Below are 22925 nucleotides of genomic sequence, written 5' to 3'. Positions count from 1 at the left end.
ATGCATAACTGTATTTTAGAAAATTCAGGGGAGCGTTGTCAAATAAATGAATGTATATTCAGTAAATTATATTTAGTTATAATATTTTGAAATCTGGCTCTTGTAAATATATAATAAAAAATTAGAAGGGAGGAAACGAAATGAGCAGTAGCATAGAAAAGAAATTAAGAGAAAAAGGGATTGGGTGTTCCGAACAGGAATTAATGATGCTTGAGCATCAGTGGAAAGCAATTCAGCAACTAAAACAGGGAGTCGAAAAACTCGGGTTGAATGAGGCGGATATTGGCGTCGTCCACCAACCGGGAGGTGTGTATCGTGGAAAAACGGCTAAATACGAAAACAATCGCTGAACTTTCCCCTCTTCTAAAAAACAAAGAAGTTTCACCTGTTGAACTCGTTGACGATGTACTTGAACAAATCGAAACATTAAACGATAAGCTGAATGCCTATATAGAGGTGACAGCAGAGAAAGCACGCAAGCAAGCTGAGTTGGCGGAATCGGAAATCCTATCTGGAAATTACCGCGGCCCGCTACATGGCATTCCAATAGCAATCAAAGATATTCTTTACGCAGCTAATGAAACAACAACGATGGGGTCAAAAATTCACCGAAACTTTCGGCCAACTTACAGTGCGACAGTAATCGAGAAGTTGACGGAAGCGGGAGCAGTGTTTCCTGGAAAAACAAACTTGCATGAGTATGCTTGGGGAGCAACGAACAATAATCCTCATTTCGGACCTGCCCGAAATCCTTGGGATCCTGAACGCATTCCCGGAGGCTCAAGCGGAGGGTCGGGGGTCGCAACGGCGGCGCATATGACGATTGCTTCCCTAGGAACAGATACCGGGGGTTCGATTCGAATTCCTTCTTCGTTTTGCGGTATTGTCGGTTTAAAGCCCACCTATGGGCTAGTAAGCAAATATGGTTGTTTCCCGCTTGCATGGTCGTTGGACCATATCGGTCCGATGGCGAAAACGGCGAGGGACGCCGCCTATATTTTAGAAGCCATTGCAGGATACGACCCAAAAGATCCTACTTCCACCGATGCCCCTACAACAAGTTATTCCACACAATTCACGGAGTCTGTTAAAGGTGTAAAAATTGGCGTAGAACCGTACTTCTTTGATCATGTGGATGAAGGAGTCGAAAGGGCGGTTAAACAGGCGATTGCTTCTTTGGAACGCGAAGGTGCTGTTGTCGAAACCGTGCGAATTCCAACATTGCAGTATGCGCAGTATGCGGAAATGATCACGATTCTTTCGGAAGCCAGCGCTATTCATCACAATCATTTAGTAGAAAAGGAAGAAGATTTTGGCGATGATGTCCGTTTCCTTTTAAAGCTTGGAGAAATCCCTTCCGCTGTAGACTACTTGGAAGCGCAACAAATTCGTTTGCAATTGGATCGTGAGTTCATGGAAATATTCAATAGGGTAGATGTTTTGATCACTCCAACCATTCCGTTTCTCCCTCCAAAAATCGGGCAGAATACGGTATGGATCAATGGAGAGGAAGTGAACTTTCTTGACCATATCATCCGTTTTACAGGACCGTTTAACTTGACGGGCTTGCCTGCTGTAACGGTGCCGTGCGGTTTTGTTCAAGGCCTTCCCGTAGGGATGCAAATCATCGGCCCAGCCTTTGGGGAAGGAACGATATTAAATGTTGCTGATGTGTTTGAAATGTTGCATCCTGAGCTGAAACACCCGCCAACCGTTCTAAGAAAGTAAAAGCAAATGCTAGTGGTTGGTGATGTACTTGGTGAAGGGCGGTCATGAAAGATGATGATGCGATAACTTTGTGATGCAGCCTTTTTCCACTGAGCGTTTTTCACTCGCATTCACTGCCGTTTGTATGACGGAGGGCCTTTCCGGGCTCTCCATTTTTTCTTCTTCCATGCAGGATTTTCGCCTCGTGCTCACGAATGATATCCCTCATTGTTGATGTCCTCCGTGAGGAACAGTCCTTTCCACGATGGGAACGATTCCGCCAAGGATGTTGATCATGACAAACGGCCAACCGTTCGTCGTGCGTACAGCGCTCCCTGAGGACGCTGATCCAGTTGCGGCGTTTGTGAAGCGGTGACGGCGGAAGCGTCTTGCCTGCGATCGGAGGAGAAGCAACGGTGCAGGACCGCAGCGAATCCCATTGCTTCACCTTATCGATTCGCGTTGTCGTGCAGATGAGGGCGCCTCGTAGAAATGCGGGGGCAATAGGGGTGTGTGGTTGTAAAGATGACGTTTCTGAGGGGGATAAATGTTGCCAATCGTCACCTATACTTTCTATTCGATTGTTTCCGAACGAAGTGGGGTTCGGCTGATGGATGCGGATTGGAGCGACCGGTGCGGATGGATCGTTGTGCAAAGAAGCCGCCGACGGTTGGAGTGCGTCGTGAATGGAACTGTTCTCCATCCGGACGTCTCTGTGCGTTTTCCCATCATTCGATGGGTCGACAGCGAGCGGTTTTTGCTGGCGGATGCGAGAAGCGATGGGAAGCGCGATAATGTGTTTTTGCTCGATCTGCACGGCCGTGTCCGGCATTCCTTTTGCGGCGGCGACGGGATTGAAGATATAGCGGTTGGAAAAGAAGGGATATGGATCAGCTACTTTGATGAAGGGGTTTTTGGCAAAGGAATTTCTGCGGAAGGATTGGTTTTGTTTCGATTTGATGGTTCCCCGGCCTTCAAATATCATTCCCATTTAACAGATCGTCCCATGATCATTGACTGCTATGCGATTTGTAAAGGGAAATCCTCGACATTATGGCTCTTTCCTTACGACGATTTTTCGCTTATTCATGTGGATCCTTGCGCAAAGGCGGTGGAGAGATACAAAGCGCCCGAGCAGCTGCGCGGATCGACCGCTCTATGTGTGAGGGGGAACTATGCGTATTTTGGCAGCAGCTATCATTCGAAGGAGGGACTGTACAGCTGGAACGTCAGAAGCGGGAAGCTGGAGAAAATCGGGTGCATTCATGGGGCGGCTAGAGGACTGGGACCAAAGGAAACGAGCCACTTTCTGAGTGTCGAGGATGATGCAGCGAGAGTGCATATGATCCTCAATCCAGACGAATATGAGCAGTCATTGTAAAACGAACGATCCGTGTTGTTTTCGGCATTGAGCGAGATGTTTTTGATTGCTGAAATGGGTAGACGATTTGGACGTTCCGTGGGAAATCGTGGGTCGATCCGAGCTGACGAATCCAAATTGCCGGGAACGAAGAGCGAACCTTGGAGAGATCGGGGTTGGAGTCCGTCTTCTATATGTTGTTTTTCTATCAGCTATTGAATTTTTATATGCAGATGGATAGAATGGAAAAGGAGAGTGATGAAAACGGCCCCGTAGCTCAGTGGATAGAGCGTCGGTTTCCTAAACCGTGCGTCGGAGGTTCGAATCCTCTCGGGGCCGCTAGTCAAAACCTTTGCGATGCGGGGGTTTTTCGTCTATTTTGTGCATATATGTCGGTCTTTGCCTTGCATAAACTGATGATTCACTAGTTTTCGATATAAAGGATGGGTAGCCAGTAATAATTCATGGTTCCCTTGTCCGGTAATGCGTCCGTCTTCTATGACGAAGATGGTATCGGCATCGGTGACAGTAGAAAGTCGATGAGCAATAATCAACGTCGTTCGGCCTTTCATAACGTTTTTCAGCGCTTCCTGCACTAGACCTTCTGATTCACTATCCAAGTTGGATGTGGCTTCATCCAATAGCAGGAGTTTGGGGTTTTTTAAGATGGCCCGAGCAATAGCAATTCGTTGTCTTTGTCCACCTGAAAGCTTGACTCCTCGTTCCCCGACTTCTGTTTCATAACCATTTGGTAATCGTTGGATAAATTCGTGAGCGTTGGCCAAACGAGAAGCTTGTTCGATTTCTTCATGTCTAGGCACTTTTTCTAACCCATAACAAATATTTTCCTGAATGGTGCCTGACAAAATGGGAATATCTTGAGAAACGTAGCCAATCGCTTGCCGCCATTTTTTTAAATCAATCTCGTGGATAGGGACATTTCCTAACAAAATCCGTCCTTCATTTGGCAGATAAAAGCGCTCAATGAGTGAAAAAATTGTCGTTTTTCCACCACCACTGGGACCAACAAAAGCGTACGTTTTGCCTGGCTCAATCGTAAAATGAATCCCTTTCAGCACCGGTTTGTCTTTATGATAAGAAAAGGAAACGTGTTCGAATTGCAATGTTTGATTGAAGTCGGGTTCTTTTTGTGATCCCGAGAGTTCCTGCTTTTCTTGAAACATTTCGTTGATCCGTTCTGTAGCTCCCAACGCTTTTTGAAAGGTGGTGAAAAAGGACGCCATGGCAGTGAAAGGCATGACAATTTGAAAAATATAAATAATGATCGCCACAAGCGCCCCTGCCGTCAAATGTCCCGACGCAACCCGGGCACCGCCATAACCGACAATGACCACGACAACAAGCATCATGACAGTGGCAATCATCGGTGAGATGACCGCATAGACTTTCGCTTCTTTCAAACCGAAGTTCATTAAATTTTTGATCTCTTTGTCCCCTTTTTCCGCTTCCACGTCTTGACCATTATAAGATTTCACGAGACGAATATCTTGCAAGATCCGGCCAAGATGTCCTGAGAATTTGGCCAGCTCATCTTGCGTGCGCAAAGAAATTTGATGCATCTTTCTTCCTAATGGCATGACGATGAGCATAGCAGCCGGAACTGCCAAAAAGATAAATAGAGTAATTCGCCAATCAAGAATAATCAGTAAAATGACGGAACCAATCACAGAGACAATGCCGCTAAAAAATGTGACGAGATGATCGGAAATGAGCGATTTGATGACCGCTGTATCTTGAGTAATGCGGCTCATCGTTTCCCCCGATTCATGGCGATCAAAAAAGGGGATAGACAAATGAAGGACGTGGTTCCATAATTTTTTTCGAATCTGGGCGACTAGAGCTTCTCCGGCATATGACATGAGATAAAACGAGACGCCACCTGCCGCCGTTTGAACGAAAAAGGCGGATAAGAGTAAAATGATTTGTTGCCACCTAATTCCGCCATGGGCTAAGAGATCAATGAAGTCTCTGGTGAAGAGAGGAATGATCAAACCAACCCCGCTTTCAATCAATCCAAGAATGAGCGCAAAAACAATGAGCGATTTTTTCAATTGTCCCTGTTTGAGCAAATGCCAAAATTGTTTCGGACTACCTTTTTTCTCCATGTCCATCGTTCTCTCCTTTCTGTGGCTCCTCCCAATCTATACCAGTGTGCTCAAGACGTTGCATGTAGTAATCCATCGCTTGTTCAAGCCATTGCACCTCTTCTTTGGAAAAGGGGAGAGGGCTAAGGACATCCCATTCTTCCTCCCACTCAAAGGACTCCGATGTTTTCTTATTAAGTAGATCGGCAATCTTTTCGACGGTCTGAGAGCTCAAAAGGCCAACAGTAGAGCGCAGGAACGTTTCAATCATGTGCTGTACGTCAGGATGATCGATGGGGAGCCCGTACATTTCGTGAACTTGTTTGACAAACTGAGCATAGGACTTAATCATTTCTTTCTCTTTTTGCTTGAGTTCTTCATTATGAAAGATGGCATCAATGGTTTCTTGATCTAGGTAATGTGTCATCAATCGTTTTTGATCCTCTTCTGTTTGAATGCTGCGGATTAAACTCATCAAGAGAAGGCTGTCAATCTCTCCTTCTTCTTCTAAAAGGGTGATGGCATATTCAATGGCTTGAATGGATCTTTCTAACTGGCTCCGTTTTTGTTCTAACATGTTCTTTTCTAGTATTAACGTTTCTTTTAATGTAAGGTCGTACGTTGGTTGGTGAATATATTGACGAATCTCTTCCAAGCTAAGACCGATAAACTTCAAACTCATAATTTTGTGCAACTGAAGAATGTCTTCTTCCGTATAGATTCGATGTCCTGATGACGGATCCTTAGCTGGTCGCAATAGTCCAATTTCATCATAATACCGCAATGTCCGGATTGACACACCTGTCTTTTTTGAGATTTCGCCGATCGAATACGTCTCCATGGCAGCTTCCCACCTCCCTCTAGAAATGTTGATGTATCAAGGTGTTTAGTGCAAAATAAAAATACAGAGTTCTGCAACGAAACGTGCAGAGCCTAAGGCAAAGAAAAAAGGCTTGCCAGCCCCTAACATTTCCTCTACTGTGGAAGTTGTGAACACATAAACCAAACAGTGGAGGAGCGAAAGGATGCTGGCAATGCCCGAAATGAATCGTATCAGAAAACTGCGTGAAAAGAAAGGGTTATCGATTGCGGAAATTTCCCGCGAAACGGGATATAACTGGAGAACGGTCAAGAAATACGCGGATGGCGGCATTTCTGTCCAACCAACCATCAAACGCAAAAAGGGGATGATGGAGGAAGAAGGATACGGGCAAATCATTGATGACTGGTTGGAGGAGGATGCCAAGCTGCCGAGAAAACAACGGCGAACGAACAAGACGATGTTTGAAGCGCTTTGTCGTGACCATGGATTTCAAGGCTCGTATCGCACCGTTTGCGCGTACGTGCAAAAACGAAGACCGCAGCTCAAACTCGAGAAAGAACAGCGCTATGAACGACTTGAGCACCCGCCAGGCGAGGCGCAGGTGGATTTCGGGAAGATGACGGTGGTGACGAAGGAGGGGAAGGAAGAAGAACGATCGGTTTTGATCGTAAGCTTCCCGTATAGCAACGCTGCGTTTGCTTATCCGCTGCCGGCGGAAAACAGTGAATGCTTCCTCCATGGGTTGACGCAGCTGTTTCGTCAGGCTGGGGGAGTGCCAAAGGCATTGCGCATTGACAATTTGTCCGCGGCCATCGTGTCGATTCGAAAAGGGGGAGAACGCCAATTCACCGAGGCTTTTGAGAAATTTCAACTCTACTATCGGTTTGATGTACAAGTGTGCAATCCATACAGCGGACATGAGAAAGGAAATGCGGAGCGAAAAGTCTATTACACTCGCAACCTTTGTTTCGTCCCGGCTCCGTTGATCGAGTCGGATCCGGAGCTGGTGGAGTGGTTGCATCGCAAGATGGTCGAGGACCGAAACCGCCCTCATTATGAAAAGGGGCGGTTGATAGAGGAGCTATGGCAGGAAGAGCGGCCGGAGCTGTTGGCGTTGCCGGAACAAGATCTTCCGATCTTCTCCCTCGATCACGCTTACGTGAATAAGTACGGAGAAGTGATGGTGGATGGGAAGGCGTTCGTCGTCCATGGCCTGTCCGTCCCCAACCGGGTATTGGTGAAAAAAGAGTGGGATCGTTTCTTTGTGCTCTCTCCTGACGGAGGCATACATCTTGAGATGCCAAGGCCGTATACGAACGTGAAACGCGAGATCCCTTGGAAAGAGATTTTCGCTGAGTGGGAGACCAAACCCCGGGTTGTCGGGCATTCCCGATACCGGGCGTACTTGCCGGAAGCGATCCGAACGTATCTGGCTGGCACCCCGCCCCAGGTGGCGGCCCGTTTGAAAGGGCTGCGAGCGCTGTTGGATCGTTGCACGCTTTATGAAATCGCCCAGTGGCTCGAGGAGAGTCAGCGATGGGACTTGGCTCCTCATGAAATCGGGGTGTTGATGGAAGCCGAGCAATCCCATTACCCGGCCAAGTGGGAAGAATCGTACACCCCTTCCGTCCTGATCGACTATGAAACGGATTTAACGGTGTATGATCAACGTCTTCACCCCGTTCGGGAAGGGGGTGTCCAGGGATGAGAGCAGAGGTGAAAGAGATTTGTAAAGCGCTGCATTTGGCCTATATCGCGGATCGATTCGAGGAGGTGATGTTCGAAACGAAAGAGCAGTTTTTGCGGGATGTATTGGCGCTGGAGCTGTCGTGCCGCCAGCAGGCGAAACAGGCCCGGCTGATCAAGAAAGCCAAGTTTCGGGAGTTGAAATGGCTGAAGGATTACGAATGGTCGGATCACATCCACTGGCCGACCACGACATCGAAGAAGGAATTGTGTGACCTTCGCTTTTTGGAGCGAAAGCAAAACGTTCTGCTTTTAGGCTCGCCCGGGACAGGAAAAACCCATCTCGCCACAGCGCTCGGCATCCAGGCGTGCCAACAAGGCCATGAGGTTCGGTTTTTCCGCGTCGCGGATCTCGTCGCCCAGCTGGAAGAGGCATTGAAAAATGGCACGCTCGGGCGGCTGAAACGAAGCATCGATGCGTGCGAACTGTTGATATTGGATGAACTCGGCTATGTGCCGTTTCAAAAGCAAGGATCGGAGCTGTTGTTTCATATTATCGCCGACTGTTATGAGCGAAAAAGCGTCATCGTGACGTCGAATCTGGAATTTGGACAGTGGAATCGGGTGTTTGGGGACAACCGCTTGACAGCTGCGCTGGTGGATCGCTTGGTTCACCATGCCCACATCCTGGCCTTTACGGGAGAGAGCTATCGACTGCGGAACGCTCTCTCCGCGATCCAGCCGTCCTCTTCCCCCGGTCTGGAACCTTAAGTCTTGAGCTGGCAAGCCTATGTATTTTTTCTTGCACTTCTCTGCATTTTTTGCTTGCAAAAAACATCAAGGCTTTGCGGCCTCTCATGGGTGTCAAAAAAATATTTTTCGACAAAATCCCTTACATCCTTTTTCAGTTTTGTGGATATCTTACAGACCCAGGGTGCGCTTCGCGGCCACGTCTGGATACATTTTCCTGACGTGGGGGGGAAGCGTATTCGATGCACCCTTGGATCTCCGCATCGCTGATGAGGACGAACCCTCCCATGTCTCCGGGCGTCTTGGCGCCAACATTCCCTCGTTCGGTCTCGTCATCAGGCGGAGGCCGGCCAAGCTTTCTTTGGGACTCGAGGTCGCATGGTGACGATCACGCCAGCTTCTCCGGTGTCATCCTGTTGTCCATGAATTTCGTTCGTGGGGGGAGGCCTTAGGCCGCCCGGTTTTGAACCTGGGACAAGATGTCCTGCATCATTCGCTCCGCGTCAAACGCTTGTTTCTTCGTACAAATCGCAAACAGCACATTCAGCAGTTTTCGGCATAACGCGACGATGGATTGTTTTTTGCTCAACGGGTTGACGGATCGGGTCGTGTAATACTCATGCAGGTCGCGAAACGCCTCATTGTGCCGGATCAGCGGAATCACCGCCCGAAACAGCACCGATCGCAGCCGTTTCCGTCCCCGTTTGGAGATATGCTTTTGCCCTTTGCGCTGGCCGGAGGAGTTCTCCTTAAGCGTCAGGCCCGCCAACTTCACCAATTGACGCGGATCCCGATAGTGGGAGAAGCTGCCGATCTCCGCCAGCAGGTCGATGATGGTGGCGTCCCCCAACCCGTCGACCGTTTTCAGCCATTGATACCCCATCGTCGTTTGAACCAACGCCTTCAACTCCGCGTCCAGCGCCGCGATCTCGGCCTCGAATTGGCGGTATTGGCGGACGAGCGCGGCGATCTCAAACCGGGCCATCGTCGTCCCTTCCCTCACCCCAATCGAGTCCTTCGCGGCGTCGATCAACGCCTGAATTTTGGCTTTCTGCGGGCATTTCAGCCCTTCGCTTTGCCGGTGCACCGTAAGAAGCTCCTCCACCGTCCGGCCGGCCACATCGGCCGGAAGCGGCGTCCACTCCAGCACCGCCAGCGCCGTTTTTCCCAGATCGCGAAACACCGTCCAAAACTCCGGAAAATACCGGTCGGTCCAGCGGATGATCGCGTTTTTCACCGCCGTCTGTTCCTTGCGGAGCTTTTCTTTGAGGGTGCTCCCGACGCGCAAATCTGCTTCGATCTCGTGCAACAGCCGGGGGACGAGGAATCGTCCGTCTTTCGCCAGTCTGGCGATGACCAGGGCGTCTTTGGCGTCGTGTTTCGTCGGCAGATTGTCATCGAGTTCTTTCGACCGGCACACATGCGCCGGGTTGACCATGACCAGCGGGATCCCGTTTTCCTCGAGAAAGTAGGCCAGGTTCAACCAGTAGTGCCCGGTCGGTTCCACGGCGACGATCACCTGCGACTTCCCGAATGCTTGCATCGCCTCCTGAATCGCTTCATTCAGCTGCCGAAAGCCCTTTTTCGACTGGAAGATCGGGAAAGACTTGCGAAGCACACGCCCCCGGTCATCCACGAAGCAGGCGTAGTGGGTTCGTTTCGCGATATCGATTCCCACGACAAGCGTTTGTTCGGTTACTTGATCAATTTTATAGTTTTGTGTACAATTCATCTGAAGTCCTCCTTGGTATGGTGAGTAATGTTTGACACCCCTGCATCATACCAAGAGGACTTTTTTTGATCAAGTCCCCCGGAAAAGCTCCTAACAGGAATGCTTTCTTTTGCTAGTCTCTCCCTTATCATACCCCCTAACGCAACTGGAGGTTCAAGAGGGACTGCTTATTCCATACAAGTGTGTAAAGACTGTGTTGGCTGTAGAAGAAGATTTGACTTGAACAAACAAAAAAAGCCGATCTTGTTTACGGATGCTTTTAGCGTCAAAGGGCTTGAGTTTGATTATGTATTTTTGATTCATTTTGACCGTGATCATTATCCGAATAAAAAGAGGATTGAAGAGCTGGATAAACGAGCCGGTGACAATAAAAATAGTGACGGCTACAAGGCGGATTTTGAAGCTATACTCAATGACGAAAAGAAAGTTCTTTATGTTGCAATCACTAGGGCGAAAAAAGAAGTGCAGTTGATGTATACTGGCCGCAACTTTAAAAGTATTTGTCCTTTTGTAAGAAATTTTCATAAAGAAGATTACGATGCCTTTGGCTTTGATTCAAGTATATATTCCAAGTAAGGGAGCGGTTTGTTTGGCAACGATTCAGTTTGAAATCAAAAAACGAATTGCGACGTTGTCTAGTTCTCCCAAAGGATGGAATAAGGAACTAAATCTTGTGAGTTGGAACGGATATCCCCCGAAGTATGATATACGGGATTGGGATGTCTCACATGCGAAAATGGGAAAAGGAGTTACCCTTTCAGAAGCGGAAGCGAAGGAGTTATATTACGCATTAAAACAGCTGTTTGAGGAAAATTCATCTAAAAACTCCAGCGTGCAAAATGAGGATTGGTGGAAACGAATCGATGAATGGACGGAGAACGCTCCGTTATTTATTCAACAACTCAAGAATGTGCTAATATTTATGAACGAAAAAGAGTACTCTGTCGAGAAACAAAGGCAATTACTAACGGGGATACAATCGGCACCATCTGAAGAAGCGTTGCAATACGAAATAGAAAGCATTAGCAGCATTTATCCTTCATTCCATAGGGAGTTTATTAGCCTGGTTCGAAAGTTAGAGTCGGAGGAACTGGAACGGTTGTTTTTATATATTTGTCATCGCTAGAAAAGGTGAGGAATTCGAATAAAAAATGGTGGGATGATCCGAGCGGGTGACCGCAATGAACTTATTCCGTTTTTGGCTGGAAAAGGCATCGCATCGATCGGATGGCGCGGTTGGGAACCCAAAGACATGTGTTCAACCAAAAGAACAGTTGCTGAAAAAGGCAAATGAAGTGTCCAGCGAGGCCAAGCCGAAATCGAGAGCAAGTCAAACATCACAAAAACGCTGCCTATGCCTTGGAAATCCAACAGCTTCTCGGGGCCAACCGGCTCGACGCGAATTGTCTGTTCGTCTCAACTGGGGGATTTACATGCACCGTTTTTCCAATTATAATGATATTTAGAATAACCGCTGCCGTTCGGATGGATGGCAGGTCAAGAGAGGGGGCGGCATCGCCGCTCCTTTTGTATTCTTTGCCATGGACGGGAGGGAATGCTTTGTATTCGCGAATTGCCTTATTTATTGATGGTGGATATCTCGACCATGTGTTGAAATGGCATGGAAAAGCCAAAATCGATTACAGCAAGCTTGCTCAACAAATGGCTCAAGGCCATCTGCTTTTACGAACGTACTACTACCATTGCCTTCCTCATCAATCATCCTATCCATCTCTAGAGGAAAAAGACTATTTCTCCCATGCACAACGTTTTTTCAAAAGACTAAACCGACTTGGTAGTTTTACCGTCCGGGAAGGGAAGCTAGCATTTCGCGGCATTGATGAGCGCGGGTTTCCAGTGTTTGAGCAAAAAAGGATCGATGTGATGCTAGCAACCGATTTGGTTATGCATAGTACGAAGAAATTAATCACTCATGCGGCATTGTTGACGGGGGACAGTGATTTTTTGCCCGCGTTGCAAATCGCCCAATCAGAAGGAGTGCATATCACCCTTTATTATTCCGACGGAAATGATGAGATTCGGCCGCACGATGAACTGTTAGATCTTGTCGATGACAGGAAAGTAATCGATGCGGAATTTCTCCACAGCATTCGACGGGAATGAGAAGGCGATTGTGTACAACTGTTATTTCCTAAGGGTGCGTTTTTCGATTTCAGCCGCCTATTTGAGAAATGCCACCGCAACATTGCACCAATCGCTCTCTTCAGCTACGAGGCCCTCCGCGATGAACCGTCCGTGTTTTCGACCGAGTTTCCCTTTGGGGCGAGGTAGTGCAGTTTCGCTTTTTCCCGGTGGAGCTGCGCAAGCAACTCTAACGGAATGACATTCGGCATGACAATCCGATTGCTGAATGGGGTATACTGGAAGTGGACGAGTCGAATCCCCATATGCTTGACTTGACGGAAAAAGAAGTTTGGAAATAGTTAATGGAATCGCGATCGTTTTGCAGGGGAAGAAAATGACGCGGATATGGAACAAAAATGATTTCGTTTGTTTTTCATCAGCCTTCTTGAAAAATCTCTGCATTTTTTCTCGAGGATGGTGGCGAAATATTCAACGATTTTGTAAAATTATTATGAAGGGCGATTGCCGAGGGCCACGTCGATGTAATGAATAGGCGACGATATATTGAATTATATTAATATATTTTTGTTGAGCTCGATAATAATGACATGCTATTAATCAATTGTGTTATAATAAATCTTGTAATCGCCCTCAAAATCCAAAGGGGTATCGGTGGAATCATTTCGAGCGGTCGCTCGATGCTCTTTTACAACTATTCATAGATAGGGATGGTAAACATGGGGAACAAACAAACAACGGACGTCATTTTAATCGGCGCTGGCATTATGAGCGCAACGTTGGGAACGCTGCTCAAGGAATTGGCGCCCGAATGGGAGATTGCTGTGTTTGAACGGCTTGAAGAAGCGGGGGCGGAAAGCTCCAACGAGTGGAACAACGCCGGAACCGGACATGCGGCGCTTTGCGAGCTCAACTACACCGTTGAGAAGCCCGATGGGTCGATCGACATCAGCAAAGCCATCAAAATCAATGAGCAGTTTTATGTCTCCTTGCAGTTTTGGGCTCATTTAGTGAACAGCGGGGTGCTCGCGGATCCAAAAGAGTTCATCCGCCCATTGCCGCATATGAGCTTCGTGCAAGGGGAAGACAATGTCGCGTTTTTGAAAAAGCGGCATGAAACGATGGCGGCCAATCCACTATTTAAAGGAATGGAATTTTCTGATGACCCGAAAAAGTTGGCCGAATGGGTGCCGCTCATGATGGAAGATCGGGTTGTGACCGAGCCGATTGCGGCGACGCGGATCGAGTCGGGGACGGACGTCAACTTTGGGGCATTGACGCGCCAATTGTTTGAACATTTGAAACGGAAACATGTCAGCATTCACTACCGCCGTCATGTCGAGGATATCAAACGGACAAGCGATGGTTTGTGGGAGTTGAAGGTGCGGAATTTGGACACGGGCGCCGTGGAGCGTCATGCGGCCAAGTTTGTCTTCATCGGCGCCGGGGGAGGCAGCCTCCACTTGTTGCAAAAATCTGGCATTCCAGAAGGGAAAGGGATCGGCGGCTTCCCGGTGAGCGGACTGTTTATGGTATGCAACAACCCAGAGGTTGTGGAAAAGCACCACGCGAAAGTGTACGGCAAAGCGAAAGTCGGCGCACCGCCGATGTCGGTGCCGCACTTGGACACGCGGTTTATCGATAATCAAAAAATGCTGCTGTTTGGGCCGTTTGCGGGTTTTTCGCCGAAATTTTTGAAAAACGGGTCGATGCTCGACCTGTTCACCTCGATCAAGCCGCACAACGTATTGACGATATTGGCCGCTGGTGTGAAAAATATGGCCTTGACCAACTATTTGATCCAGCAGGTGATGTTATCGAAAGAACAGCGCATGCAAGAGCTGCGTGAATTCGTCCCAATGGCCAAAAGCGACGAGTGGGACATCGTCGTTGCGGGTCAGCGTGTGCAAGTGATTAAAGACACAGAATCTGGCGGCAAAGGGACTTTGCAATTCGGCACGGAAGTCGTCCACGCGGCTGACGGTTCGATCGCGGCATTGCTCGGCGCTTCGCCGGGTGCGTCAACGGCGGTTTATGTTATGCTCGAAGTGATTGAGAAATGCTTCCCGGAACAGATGAAAGAATGGCGGCCGAAAGTGAAAGAAATGATTCCGTCCTACGGCGAATCATTGATGAAAAACGAATCGCTTTTGCGCCAAGTGCAAGCCTCTACAGCGGAAGCGCTCGGGTTGAACGGCCACTTTGCGTTGCAGTTGGCGTAAGCCTGTGCTTTAGCGGTCTAAAGGGAGATCGTATACTAGTCGCCTGTAAGGAGCAACTGCCCGAAGATCAAGGGCAGTTGTTTTTCTATTTCGTTTGCCGCTCGGTTATGGGATGAAAGATGTTCGCTTGGAGTCTTGACCACGGTTTGCGGCTGCACGGCGGACCGCAATCGGTTATACTGTAAAGTAAAGACACGGATGGAATAGCGGTAGGGCTTTTTGTATCATCGGCTGCTTGTTGAGGCAGGCTTGCGCTGTGGCCGCTGTTGGCTTTGAGGGCGAGAAGCAGCTGAAGGGGGTGAGGCCATGACAAGGTGGGTGTCCTATTCAGAAAAGCGGCATTTCTTAACAACGTTTTTGCAGCATTATCGCCTAAAACATCCCGATGCCCGATTTGTGTTGCAATACTTGCTTCAACACCCCCATTTGCTTGAGAACGTCCATTTTACGGAAACCGAGCAAAAGCAGGCGCGGTGGCTGATCATTTCGACCGCGATGGCGGAAGAGGAAGGGCTCGTCTTTTATCGACGCGGTCAAAAAAGCACGAGCCTCGCTGCCATTATGGGTGATTTGGCGCTGCATCCGAACGAACCGCTCTATTTGACGCTTCATTTTCCAGGAAAGGCAAGGAATTTTTCGTACCTTCGGCTTATTGATCATCAAGCGTTTGAAAATGTCAGGCGGCACGAGCGGCATGAGAAAATGGCGAAGGCGGCCGAGCAAGTGTTGGATGAGGCGCTGAAACGCCACGAAGTGTCGAGGCTGAAGCTGCAAATTGATCAGGCGCTCGATCGCAAAGATATGGAACTGTTTCATAAGTTGACGGAACAGCTGAAAAAATATGAAGGACAAAGCTGACCAAACATGGCCCGCTTTGTCCTGGCGGCGGGAAAGGGAGGTCAACGGCTGCGTTGGCTGGTTGATCGCAGAAAATGCGTTGTTGGTTTCCCTGTTCTCCTCATGGAATGACCGGTGCGATGGCGTTTGCCACGTCGTAATCGCTTGGATCGAGTTCTGTCGGCAGGCCGATGACGAGTTTCGCCAACTCTTTTCCTAAATACGGGCCGACGGTGAGGCCTGAGGAGCCGAGCCCATTGGCGACGTACAGGCCGGAAAACCGAGGGATCGCCCCGAAGACAGGAAGAAATCCGGGCGTGCGCGGGCGGAATCCGACCCGTGTTTCCACATAGGTGCACGCCGACAGCCCCGGTGCGACGGCGAGGGCTTTGTCTAATATTTCATGGATGCCGCCTGCGGTTGCGCGGATGTCCATGCCCGCCTCATCTTCATGGGTCGTTCCGATGATGATTCGCCCCCCAGGGAAGGCGAGCATATACTGATTATTCGGCGGCATGACGACTGGCCATCGGCCGGTCTCGTCCGCCCCCCATTCGAGATGAACGATTTGTCCTTTTTGCGGACTGACGGCAAACCGAACGCCCAGCGGTTCGAGCAGTTCGCCAGCCCACACGCCGGCCGTGACGATGACGGCTTCGGCCTTGTATTTCGCTTCATTGACTTCCACGCCGATGACGCGGGAGCCTTCAAACAGGATCCGGGCGTTTCCGCGGATGTAGGCGGCGCCGCGCTTTTGAGCAGCATTCATGAGGGCGTCTCGCACCGCCCGACCGTTCACTCGGGCGGCGCCGCTGACATACAAGGCATGATGCTCGCCGGCAAGCGGCGGAAACAGCTCCTTTGCCTCTTGGGGATGAAGCCGCACGATCTCTCCCATTTCTGGCGCGTCTTCGCGCCGTTGGAGAGCGCGCTCCTCCATCTGTTCCAGTTTCTGTTCGTCCGTGTGCAACCATAGCGCCCCGACGCGTGCGTAACCGGTTTCTGTTTCCCCGTATGATTCCAGCTCTTCCATGAGGAAAGGATAAAATTTCGCTCCGCCTTTCGCCAACCGATACCATTTTTGGTTGCGGCGCTGCGACAGCCAAGGGCACACGATGCCTGCGGCCGCATCGGTTGCCTGGCCCTTGTCGCCGCGGTCGATGATCATGACTGTTGCGCCTTCTTTCGCCAAATGGTAGGCGACAGAGGCCCCTAAAATGCCGGCTCCAATGACGATGCATGACTTCATTCTCTAACACCTTTTCTTCATTTTTCTCTATTAGCATAACATACGCAGCGCCAATGGGGAACCGCAGCCGCCTGCCTGAACGGCCGCTGGGCCGTCTAGCGCCAAAAAGATGTGACGGCCCATGATAAAATGGAAGACAACGAGAGTTGAGGGAGATGGGGGCAGAAAAGAAAGCAGCAACGCCGGGCGTAACAAGGCTGCCCCACGACGCCATATCATGGCCATCTCGAGCAGCCCCGCCTCAGCTCGCTTGTTTCGCCTCATGTTCCTCAATGACCGACCGGATAATATGGAGCGAGTCCCACTCTCCGCCCGAGAAAAAGACGATCGGGTATTTTTTCGGAAACAAAATCGCTTGGATTTGTTTGGGCGGTGTTCCTTTTTCGTATAAATCGATGATCGTCCCTTGCAGTTCAAGCAAATAGTCAAGCTTCCGCTGCAACGCCTCGCGCCCGTTCGGGAGATAGCCGGCGTGAGCGCAAAAGACGTCGCCGAAATCGTACGTCAACACGTGCTGCAAGGAGGCGATGATCGCCGGGATGTTTTCCTCGCGCAAGATGACTTTTGTTTTCTCTTGACAATACAAGTCACCGCTGAACAGCTGGCCGGTTTCGCGGTTCAAAAACGCCATATGGTCGATGGAATGGCCCGGCGTCGGGATGACGTCCCACGTTGCGTTTCGCGAGGAAAACGTCGAGCCGATGGGCTTGGCGGCAAACGGTTCGCGCTTGCCCCAAAACACTTTTCGATAAAGCGGATAGTCCGCTTTTTGGCGGCAGTAGTCGATCATTCGCTCATTCATATAGATGGGCAAGCCCATCTTTCGCTGCAAAAACGCCGCGCAGCCGGTATGGTCTTCGTGAAAATGGGTGATCACGACTTGATCGATGTCTTGTTGTTGAAAAAATGAAGTGAATTCGTTTTCCATCGATTTTGCGCCGGTGTCAATGAGCACGTCATCGATGACAAAGCAGCGAACAGTGAGCCGAACGCCTTGAAACATCGCCGTTCCCTTGGCGATGCGCACGTTTTGCACCGTCTCGGTTTCAAACCGCTTTTTGATCACTTTCTCGAGCAGCATACAGGGAACCTCCTTGCCGCAAGAATGGTTGTGTTCATTATATCATAAAAAAATGAGTGTTCATTCATTTTTTGTTCAAACGCGCTGAACGTCAAAGCGTGCTTTGCCCGGTGGTCGAGGCGCGACCGATCAAGACAAGTCGCCTATTGTTAAGCTTACTTCAGTCACCAATCGTTGTGCATCCCTTCTTTTCGGGGGATTAAGCGCTGTATCAACATTTCGGGGGAGGTTAGAATGACGGGGAAGGATTTTCTTATATTCGTTAATATAGTAAAATGGTAGAAAACGATTCATTGGGTCATTTTGATAGAGAAGGATCCACCATTTCCAACTTAGGGAAACACATAGACAATCGACAGGGGAAAGGGCGATGGATGCAAGCGTGTCGGCTTTTTTGGTCGCAATGGGGTGCTCGGAAAGCCTTCTGACAGCGGAAAGGTGTTTATGTGTTGCAAAATCAAGTCGGATGATGGATGGGCGTTCCAGCCGCTGAATCCAAGAGAACGTCAAGCGATCGTTCGAACCGTTTGGAGGGAGATGAATTGAAAACCGTTATCCAAGCCTTATTGATTTCACTGGTTGTTCATATCGTGTATTTCGCAGCAACGATCGGCATCGGGTATTGGAAAACGAAGCTTTACAAGCCTGATGTGGCCAATGCTTGGGAGCACGTCGATATGTTGCAAAATGAGGTTGTGTTTGGTCAAGCGGGGTCGTCGGTTGTGTATCTGTTTTCATTTGTCGGAGTGGCGATGATCAGTGGATTGGTGCTGTATGTGTACAAAATGGCTCGGAGATAAAAATGAAATGATGATAAATTTCAGTTATCATTCATAACATTTCATTGACTATTTTTACGTTTCGTAGAGGAGAAACTATCATGACATTATCACAGCTCAGAAGGCAAGCGAGGCAGGCGTTAAAAGGAAAATGGGGAATGGCAGTTCTTATTATGCTCGTTTATTTTGTGTTGAATACGGTCATCCCAACCGTGTTGGAAATGGTGCTCAGCGGGGGATGGAGCGGTTGGATGGCGCAAGAGGACCCGCCTTTTGCGGCCCAGCTGGTCAGTTTGTTGTATACGGTGGCGTTGCTTCCGCTTGGCATTGCGGTCTATTGGGTGTTTTTGGATGCGTATCGAGGGCAGCCGCTTTCGGTGGCGGTATATCGGCAAGGGAAGCTGCCGCTTAAGTTGATCGGCGCATCGATTTTGTACGGCATTTTTGTGTTTTTATGAGGAGTTGGTTCGCGCGCAGGAATAAGAAGAGAAAAAGGAGAACAGGGGATGACTGTTCTCCTTTTTTCATGGTGCAGGCAGTGGGGGATTAGTGTTCGTTTCTAATGGCTTCCAAATCAGCCGTAGTTCCCCGCCGTTGGTGCTGCCTCCAGCGATCCCGGATGATATTCAAGGCTACTGTTTTTAGAAAGGCCATCTGTTTATCAGGAGAGACACGATTTTTTTGTAAATAGGGGATGGCTCTGACATACGTTTCTTGTGTGATGTCTTCTGCTTCTTCACGGTTTTGGACCTTAAAATAGATCAATCGGTAAACTGACTCCCAAGCGGAAAGACATAACCTGTTCGATCCAGTTGACGCGGTTGTCTTCTTTCCCATGAACCATACATCGTAACTCCTTTTTCCCGGCCGGGCTATTTACGCTAATAAAAACGATGAAGCTGTTTAAAACGTTACAGCTTTAGAAGCTTTTTGATCGATCACGCTCGGTCAATTGGGTGGATCACTGTTGCCTATGCATAAAGTTTCCCCGGGCGCCTGATGTGTATTGGTTATGAAACAAGGGCGAAGGCTGGCATTGTTTCGATCATGCTGCATATCTACACTGATTGGCTCATACACTGAAAGAAGAGGGGAAACAGGGGAGGGAAGAGCGTGCAATTTTACTACGGCCCACACATGCCGCTGCGCATTTTGGACGAGATTGAATTTTGGAAGCACCAAGAGGAAGAACATACGGTCGTCATTCGCGAGCTTGTGTCTGGATTGGAAGCGCCATATGTAGAAGCGTTGAAAAAATGGGAGGGGGCGCTTTCGGCTACGCATCAGCACGCGGTCCGTTATATCGAATCGATCGTTCGGGCCGGCCATTATGTTCCTGAACAACTGCATCAACAAGTGCTCCATTTTGTGTCGTACTGCCTAGAGCAGAGCCTTCAGTTCATCGGATTATGCCGGCAAATCAAAACCCGCAGCAAGGCCGTCAGCCAAAACCCGACCGCCAAGGTGGTGCTCGATCACATCATTCGCGAATCGGAGTATTTTGTCGGCATCGCGCAGTTGTTGCTGTATGGGACTTATTCCACATCGGCTGCACCGCGCACGGATTTATCCGCGCCGTTATACGATGAAAAGTAGTATAATGAAGTGGGGTGGTTTACCCAATTATGATAAGCCGTAAGGGGGCATCGCCATGATTGTCACGACCACGAATACGATTGAGGGAAAAGAAATTGAGGAGTATTTGGGCATCGTAGCGGGAGAGGTCATTTTGGGCGCCAATGTCGTCCGCGATTTTCTCGCCAGCATCACCGACATTATCGGCGGGCGGAGCGGAACGTATGAAAGCAAGCTGGCTGAAGGGCGGGAAATGGCGATCAAGGAGATGGTCAATAAGGCGAGAAGCCTTGGCGCCAACGCCGTCATCGGGGTGGATCTTGATTTTGAAACGCTGCGCGACGGCATGATGATGTGCATTGCGACAGGGACGGCGGTGCGTGTGAGATCGTAATGGAAAAGCAGAGGGTTCTTCGCCCTTTGCTTTTTTGTTTGGCCGGTTGGGGGTGTGCGTCCTCGGTTTAGGCTGATGGAGTTGTGCAGCGTGGAATAGGCTTGACAGAGGAAAAAAAGACGTTTATGATTCACATATATGAACAAATGCTCATATATTAAAATGTGAGGGAACAGCCATGAACGCAGAGGATCATTCGTTTTTAGATGAAAGTGTGATTGAGGAAGTATCACGGATCTTTAAAGCCCTAGCGGATCCGACCCGGATGAAGATTCTTTATTTGTTGTCACAGGAAGAATGCCATGTGAGCCATATCGCGGAAATGCTCGGCATGTCGCAATCGGCCGTTTCCCATCAGTTGGCGCTGCTTCGGACGTTGCGGCTTGTCAAATACCGTCGCGAAGGGAAGACATTGTTTTATTCTTGCGATGATGAGCATGTCATTTCACTGTTAAGGCAAGCGATTGATCACGCACAACACCAATGAGGGGGAGAGGATTGATGCATCATCATGCGCACGGTCATTGCGGCCATCATCACCACCATGGCCATGGCCGTGAAGGAAATCAAAAAGGGTTGGCGGTCGCCCTCAGCCTGACTGTTGGGATGATGGTGTTAGAGTTTGTCGGCGGGCTTGTGACGAACAGCCTTGCTCTTCTTTCGGATTCGGGGCATATGTTGAGTGATGCCGCTTCGCTTCTGTTAAGCCTGGCGGCGGTGTGGCTGGCGTCAAAGCCCGCGTCGCCGAAGAGAACGTATGGATTTTACCGGTTCGAGATTTTAGCAGCGTTAGTGAACGGGGTCACGTTGGTGGCAATTGCTGCTTGGATTATTTGGGAAGCGATCGGGAGGTTTGTGAATCCACCTGCTGTCGCAAGCGGGCCGATGATGGCGGTGGCCGCCGTTGGGTTGTTGGCCAATCTCGTGAGCGCTTGGGTATTGATGCGCAAAGGGGATGTGAAGGAAAACGTCAATCTTCGCAGCGCCTATCTTCACGTGCTCGGCGATGCGTTAGGCTCGGTCGGGGCGATGGCGGCAGGGCTTGTCATTTGGCTGTTCGATTGGTACGCGGCCGATCCACTCATTTCCATCGCGGTGGCGGTGTTGATTTTAAAAGGAGCATTTGCCGTCGTCAAGCAGACCGTGCATATCTTAATGGAAGGAACGCCGGCGGCGATTGACCATGCGGAAGTGAAAGCGGCGCTCTCTGGCATTGATGGGGTGATCGAGGTCCATGATTTGCATATTTGGACGATCACCTCGGGGCTTGATTCGTTAAGCTGCCATTTGCTCATTGAAGAAGGATGCGATGGACAGTCGGTTTTGCAGCGGGCGATTGATGTGGTCGAAACGCGCTTTCACATTCGCCACGCGACGATTCAAATCGAAATGCCGCACATCCGCCATGGGGAGATGGAAGTATAGGGGAGGGCTTCCAAGTTTCTCCCCCATGTTCTTTTTCAGGATTTCCGATTGTGTTGCAGCGTTTCAAGGAAGATGCGCACGTTTTGCTTGTTTTCCATAATCGGTGCATAAATATAGGAAAACATTCGGGAAAACGGCGGATGGTTCAAGTGAACGATGGACAGGTGGCCGTGCTCGATGTCGCGGGCGACGACGCTGCGCGACAGCAAGGACAGGGCATTGCCGTTGATCAACGTTTCTTTAATGCCTTGGTTGCTGCTGATGATCATGAGCGATTTGACTTTCAACCCGTTCGAGCGGATGAAATGGTTGAAATACTCCCTTGTCCCCGACCCGACTTCGCGCGCCACCCATGCTTCGTTTTGCAGCTCGGCGATCGTGACCTCGCCTTTTTGCGCCAGTGCGTGGCGGTTGGAGGCGACGATGACGAGTTCGTCTTGCATGAACGGATGAACGGACAGTTCCTTTTCGTTCGTTTGCCCTTCGATCAAGCCGATGTCGACTTGATATGATTTGACCAGTTCGACAATTTCTTTTGTGTTGCCGATCATTACCTCAAGCTCTAACTCTGGGTAGCGTGTTTGGAAATCGGGCAAAAGCGGCGGCAAAATATACTCTCCGATTGTAAAGCTCGCCCCGATTTTCAATTTTCCTTTGACGGAATGATGGTGCTCCAAAATGTCTTGTTTCGTTTGTTCATAAAGCGCCACCATTTGTTTAGCTCGGTCGTACAAGAGCTCGCCGGTCGGCGTCATGCGCAGCCGTTTCGGGGAGCGGATGAACAGTTTCGTCTGAAACTCTTTTTCTAAATTTTTGATGTGCAGGCTGACGCTTGGCTGCGATAAATGAAGAATTTCCGCTGTTTTGGTGAAGTTTTTCACCTCGGCTAAGGTGATAAATGTTTTTAATTCTTCATAGTACATGTTCGCCTCTCCTCCGTCCCGATGAGGCTCTATTATTAGAAATAATAATAGTTTTAATAATTTATATTTATTTTACTAATGTTTTGTTTTGCGGTAAAGTGTAAATATGATACCTTGGATAAAGTATACTTGACTTATAGGAATAATAGAATTTGGCGTCTGCCCAATGATTAC

22 protein-coding genes, 1 tRNA gene and 2 pseudogenes are annotated in these 22925 nt (G+C 49.3%); 18 read left to right on the top strand and 7 right to left on the bottom strand.

Going from position 1 to position 22925, the window contains the following annotated elements:
• Window positions 1-140 precede the first annotated feature (140 nt).
• From BJQ97_RS10510 to BJQ97_RS10495, 4 genes are all read left to right on the top strand, one after another.
• A complete protein-coding gene (locus BJQ97_RS10510) occupies window positions 141-350 on the top strand; it encodes a hypothetical protein (protein WP_160156534.1) in 210 nt (69 codons plus the stop codon).
• Window positions 316-1728: an amidase gene (locus BJQ97_RS10505; protein WP_160156533.1), complete on the top strand. Its 1413-nt coding sequence runs from the start codon at window positions 316-318 to the stop codon at window positions 1726-1728. The genes BJQ97_RS10510 and BJQ97_RS10505 overlap by 35 nt, the downstream gene beginning before the upstream one ends.
• Window positions 1729-2254: 526 nt before the next feature.
• Complete coding sequence (locus BJQ97_RS10500; protein ID WP_160156532.1) at window positions 2255-3088, top strand: TetR family transcriptional regulator; 834 nt, start codon at window positions 2255-2257, stop codon at window positions 3086-3088.
• 245 nt (window positions 3089-3333) lie between these two features.
• Window positions 3334-3406: transfer RNA gene (locus BJQ97_RS10495), tRNA-Arg, on the top strand.
• 35 nt (window positions 3407-3441) lie between these two features.
• Here the strand turns inward: BJQ97_RS10495 and BJQ97_RS10490 are convergent.
• Window positions 3442-5199: an ABC transporter ATP-binding protein gene (locus BJQ97_RS10490; protein ID WP_160156531.1), complete on the bottom strand. Its 1758-nt coding sequence runs from the start codon at window positions 5197-5199 to the stop codon at window positions 3442-3444.
• Window positions 5177-6013 (bottom strand): MerR family transcriptional regulator, encoded by an 837-nt coding sequence (locus tag BJQ97_RS10485; RefSeq protein WP_160156530.1) that lies wholly within the window; start codon window positions 6011-6013, stop codon window positions 5177-5179. The genes BJQ97_RS10490 and BJQ97_RS10485 overlap by 23 nt, the downstream gene beginning before the upstream one ends.
• 184 nt (window positions 6014-6197) lie before the next feature.
• Here BJQ97_RS10485 and istA point away from each other — a divergent pair, with 184 nt between their 5' ends.
• Window positions 6198-7703, top strand: a complete 1506-nt coding sequence (gene istA / locus BJQ97_RS10480; protein WP_160156529.1) for an IS21 family transposase — start codon at window positions 6198-6200, stop codon at window positions 7701-7703.
• Window positions 7700-8452, top strand: a complete 753-nt coding sequence (istB, locus tag BJQ97_RS10475; protein ID WP_021322668.1) for an IS21-like element helper ATPase IstB — start codon at window positions 7700-7702, stop codon at window positions 8450-8452. Before istA ends, istB begins: the two co-directional genes overlap by 4 nt.
• A 427-nt stretch (window positions 8453-8879) precedes the next feature.
• Here the strand turns inward: istB and BJQ97_RS10470 are convergent, their stop codons facing one another.
• The gene (locus tag BJQ97_RS10470) at window positions 8880-10163 is read right to left on the bottom strand and encodes an IS110 family RNA-guided transposase (protein WP_160156528.1); all 1284 of its coding nucleotides are present in this window, start codon (window positions 10161-10163) and stop codon (window positions 8880-8882) included.
• 219 nt (window positions 10164-10382) lie between these two features.
• Here BJQ97_RS10470 and BJQ97_RS10465 point away from each other — a divergent pair, with 219 nt between their 5' ends.
• From BJQ97_RS10465 to BJQ97_RS10445, 6 genes and pseudogenes are all read left to right on the top strand, one after another.
• Window positions 10383-10739 carry a 3'-5' exonuclease gene (locus BJQ97_RS10465; protein ID WP_066234082.1) on the top strand — a complete coding sequence of 119 codons (357 nt, stop codon included), beginning with the start codon at window positions 10383-10385 and terminating at the stop codon, window positions 10737-10739.
• 13 nt (window positions 10740-10752) lie between these two features.
• Window positions 10753-10956 (top strand): annotated as a pseudogene (locus BJQ97_RS17705) (YdbC family protein); the annotation flags it as partial.
• Window positions 10957-11723: 767 nt separating this feature from the next.
• Entirely contained in the window at window positions 11724-12287 is a 564-nt protein-coding gene (locus BJQ97_RS10455; RefSeq protein WP_033008850.1) for an NYN domain-containing protein, read from the top strand.
• A 12-nt stretch (window positions 12288-12299) separates the two neighbouring features.
• Window positions 12300-12496, top strand: a pseudogene (locus tag BJQ97_RS17700) (DUF4351 domain-containing protein); the annotation flags it as partial.
• Between the two features lie 489 nt (window positions 12497-12985).
• Entirely contained in the window at window positions 12986-14488 is a 1503-nt protein-coding gene (locus BJQ97_RS10450) for a malate:quinone oxidoreductase (protein WP_160156526.1), read from the top strand.
• Window positions 14489-14794: 306 nt separating this feature from the next.
• Window positions 14795-15346 (top strand): YpiB family protein, encoded by a 552-nt coding sequence (locus BJQ97_RS10445; protein ID WP_160156525.1) that lies wholly within the window; start codon window positions 14795-14797, stop codon window positions 15344-15346.
• Between the two features lie 100 nt (window positions 15347-15446).
• On the opposite strand, the gene BJQ97_RS10440 is transcribed toward BJQ97_RS10445, so the two are convergent.
• Together BJQ97_RS10440 and BJQ97_RS10435 are read right to left on the bottom strand one after the other, a co-directional pair.
• Complete coding sequence (locus BJQ97_RS10440; protein WP_160156524.1) at window positions 15447-16574, bottom strand: NAD(P)/FAD-dependent oxidoreductase; 1128 nt, start codon at window positions 16572-16574, stop codon at window positions 15447-15449.
• Window positions 16575-16815: 241 nt separating this feature from the next.
• A complete protein-coding gene (locus BJQ97_RS10435) occupies window positions 16816-17655 on the bottom strand; it encodes an MBL fold metallo-hydrolase (RefSeq protein WP_160156523.1) in 840 nt (279 codons plus the stop codon).
• Window positions 17656-18197: 542 nt separating this feature from the next.
• Between BJQ97_RS10435 and BJQ97_RS10430 the strand changes: the two genes are divergently transcribed.
• Window positions 18198-18455: a hypothetical protein gene (locus tag BJQ97_RS10430; RefSeq protein ID WP_160156522.1), complete on the top strand. Its 258-nt coding sequence runs from the start codon at window positions 18198-18200 to the stop codon at window positions 18453-18455.
• An 80-nt stretch (window positions 18456-18535) separates the two neighbouring features.
• Window positions 18536-18892, top strand: coding sequence for a hypothetical protein (locus tag BJQ97_RS10425; protein WP_236567231.1), 357 nt, complete (start codon window positions 18536-18538; stop codon window positions 18890-18892).
• A gap of 88 nt (window positions 18893-18980) precedes the next feature.
• Here BJQ97_RS10425 and BJQ97_RS10420 read toward each other — a convergent pair whose 3' ends face one another.
• On the bottom strand, window positions 18981-19199 hold the full coding sequence (locus BJQ97_RS10420) for an RNA polymerase sigma factor (protein WP_236567229.1): 219 nt from the start codon (window positions 19197-19199) through the stop codon (window positions 18981-18983).
• Window positions 19200-19547: 348 nt separating this feature from the next.
• Between BJQ97_RS10420 and BJQ97_RS10415 the strand changes: the two genes are divergently transcribed.
• The 4 genes from BJQ97_RS10415 to BJQ97_RS10400 all read left to right on the top strand — a co-directional run bounded on the left by BJQ97_RS10415 (window position 19548) and on the right by BJQ97_RS10400 (window position 21828).
• Complete coding sequence (locus tag BJQ97_RS10415) at window positions 19548-20030, top strand: DUF2935 domain-containing protein (RefSeq protein ID WP_160156521.1); 483 nt, start codon at window positions 19548-19550, stop codon at window positions 20028-20030.
• A 55-nt stretch (window positions 20031-20085) separates the two neighbouring features.
• The gene (locus tag BJQ97_RS10410; RefSeq protein WP_033017392.1) at window positions 20086-20403 is read left to right on the top strand and encodes a YbjQ family protein; all 318 of its coding nucleotides are present in this window, start codon (window positions 20086-20088) and stop codon (window positions 20401-20403) included.
• A 178-nt stretch (window positions 20404-20581) separates the two neighbouring features.
• Window positions 20582-20890, top strand: coding sequence for an ArsR/SmtB family transcription factor (locus tag BJQ97_RS10405; protein WP_160156520.1), 309 nt, complete (start codon window positions 20582-20584; stop codon window positions 20888-20890).
• 14 nt (window positions 20891-20904) lie between these two features.
• Complete coding sequence (locus BJQ97_RS10400) at window positions 20905-21828, top strand: cation diffusion facilitator family transporter (RefSeq protein WP_160156519.1); 924 nt, start codon at window positions 20905-20907, stop codon at window positions 21826-21828.
• 35 nt (window positions 21829-21863) lie between these two features.
• Here the strand turns inward: BJQ97_RS10400 and BJQ97_RS10395 are convergent, their stop codons facing one another.
• Entirely contained in the window at window positions 21864-22751 is an 888-nt protein-coding gene (locus BJQ97_RS10395; protein ID WP_160156518.1) for a LysR family transcriptional regulator, read from the bottom strand.
• Between the last annotated feature and the right edge of the window lie 174 nt (window positions 22752-22925).

The organism is Geobacillus sp. TFV-3 (assembly GCF_009901865.1).
Lineage (GTDB): Bacteria > Bacillota > Bacilli > Bacillales > Anoxybacillaceae > Geobacillus > Geobacillus thermoleovorans_A.
Note: the sequence above shows the minus strand (reverse complement) of the source record. Positions and strands in the feature narration are given on the sequence as shown.

Coding starts and splice junctions, on each gene's coding strand:
- BJQ97_RS10510 (WP_160156534.1), top strand. CDS start 141: ATGAGCAGTAGCATAGAAAAGAAATTAAGAGAAAAAGGGATTGGGTGT.
- BJQ97_RS10500 (WP_160156532.1), top strand. CDS start 2,255: ATGTTGCCAATCGTCACCTATACTTTCTATTCGATTGTTTCCGAACGA.
- BJQ97_RS10490 (WP_160156531.1), bottom strand. CDS start 5,199: ATGGACATGGAGAAAAAAGGTAGTCCGAAACAATTTTGGCATTTGCTC.
- BJQ97_RS10485 (WP_160156530.1), bottom strand. CDS start 6,013: ATGGAGACGTATTCGATCGGCGAAATCTCAAAAAAGACAGGTGTGTCA.
- istA (WP_160156529.1), top strand. CDS start 6,198: ATGCTGGCAATGCCCGAAATGAATCGTATCAGAAAACTGCGTGAAAAG.
- istB (WP_021322668.1), top strand. CDS start 7,700: ATGAGAGCAGAGGTGAAAGAGATTTGTAAAGCGCTGCATTTGGCCTAT.
- BJQ97_RS10470 (WP_160156528.1), bottom strand. CDS start 10,163: ATGAATTGTACACAAAACTATAAAATTGATCAAGTAACCGAACAAACG.
- BJQ97_RS10450 (WP_160156526.1), top strand. CDS start 12,986: ATGGGGAACAAACAAACAACGGACGTCATTTTAATCGGCGCTGGCATT.
- BJQ97_RS10445 (WP_160156525.1), top strand. CDS start 14,795: ATGACAAGGTGGGTGTCCTATTCAGAAAAGCGGCATTTCTTAACAACG.
- BJQ97_RS10440 (WP_160156524.1), bottom strand. CDS start 16,574: ATGAAGTCATGCATCGTCATTGGAGCCGGCATTTTAGGGGCCTCTGTC.
- BJQ97_RS10435 (WP_160156523.1), bottom strand. CDS start 17,655: ATGCTGCTCGAGAAAGTGATCAAAAAGCGGTTTGAAACCGAGACGGTG.
- BJQ97_RS10425 (WP_236567231.1), top strand. CDS start 18,536: ATGACATTATCACAGCTCAGAAGGCAAGCGAGGCAGGCGTTAAAAGGA.
- BJQ97_RS10410 (WP_033017392.1), top strand. CDS start 20,086: ATGATTGTCACGACCACGAATACGATTGAGGGAAAAGAAATTGAGGAG.
- BJQ97_RS10405 (WP_160156520.1), top strand. CDS start 20,582: ATGAACGCAGAGGATCATTCGTTTTTAGATGAAAGTGTGATTGAGGAA.
- BJQ97_RS10400 (WP_160156519.1), top strand. CDS start 20,905: ATGCATCATCATGCGCACGGTCATTGCGGCCATCATCACCACCATGGC.
- BJQ97_RS10395 (WP_160156518.1), bottom strand. CDS start 22,751: ATGTACTATGAAGAATTAAAAACATTTATCACCTTAGCCGAGGTGAAA.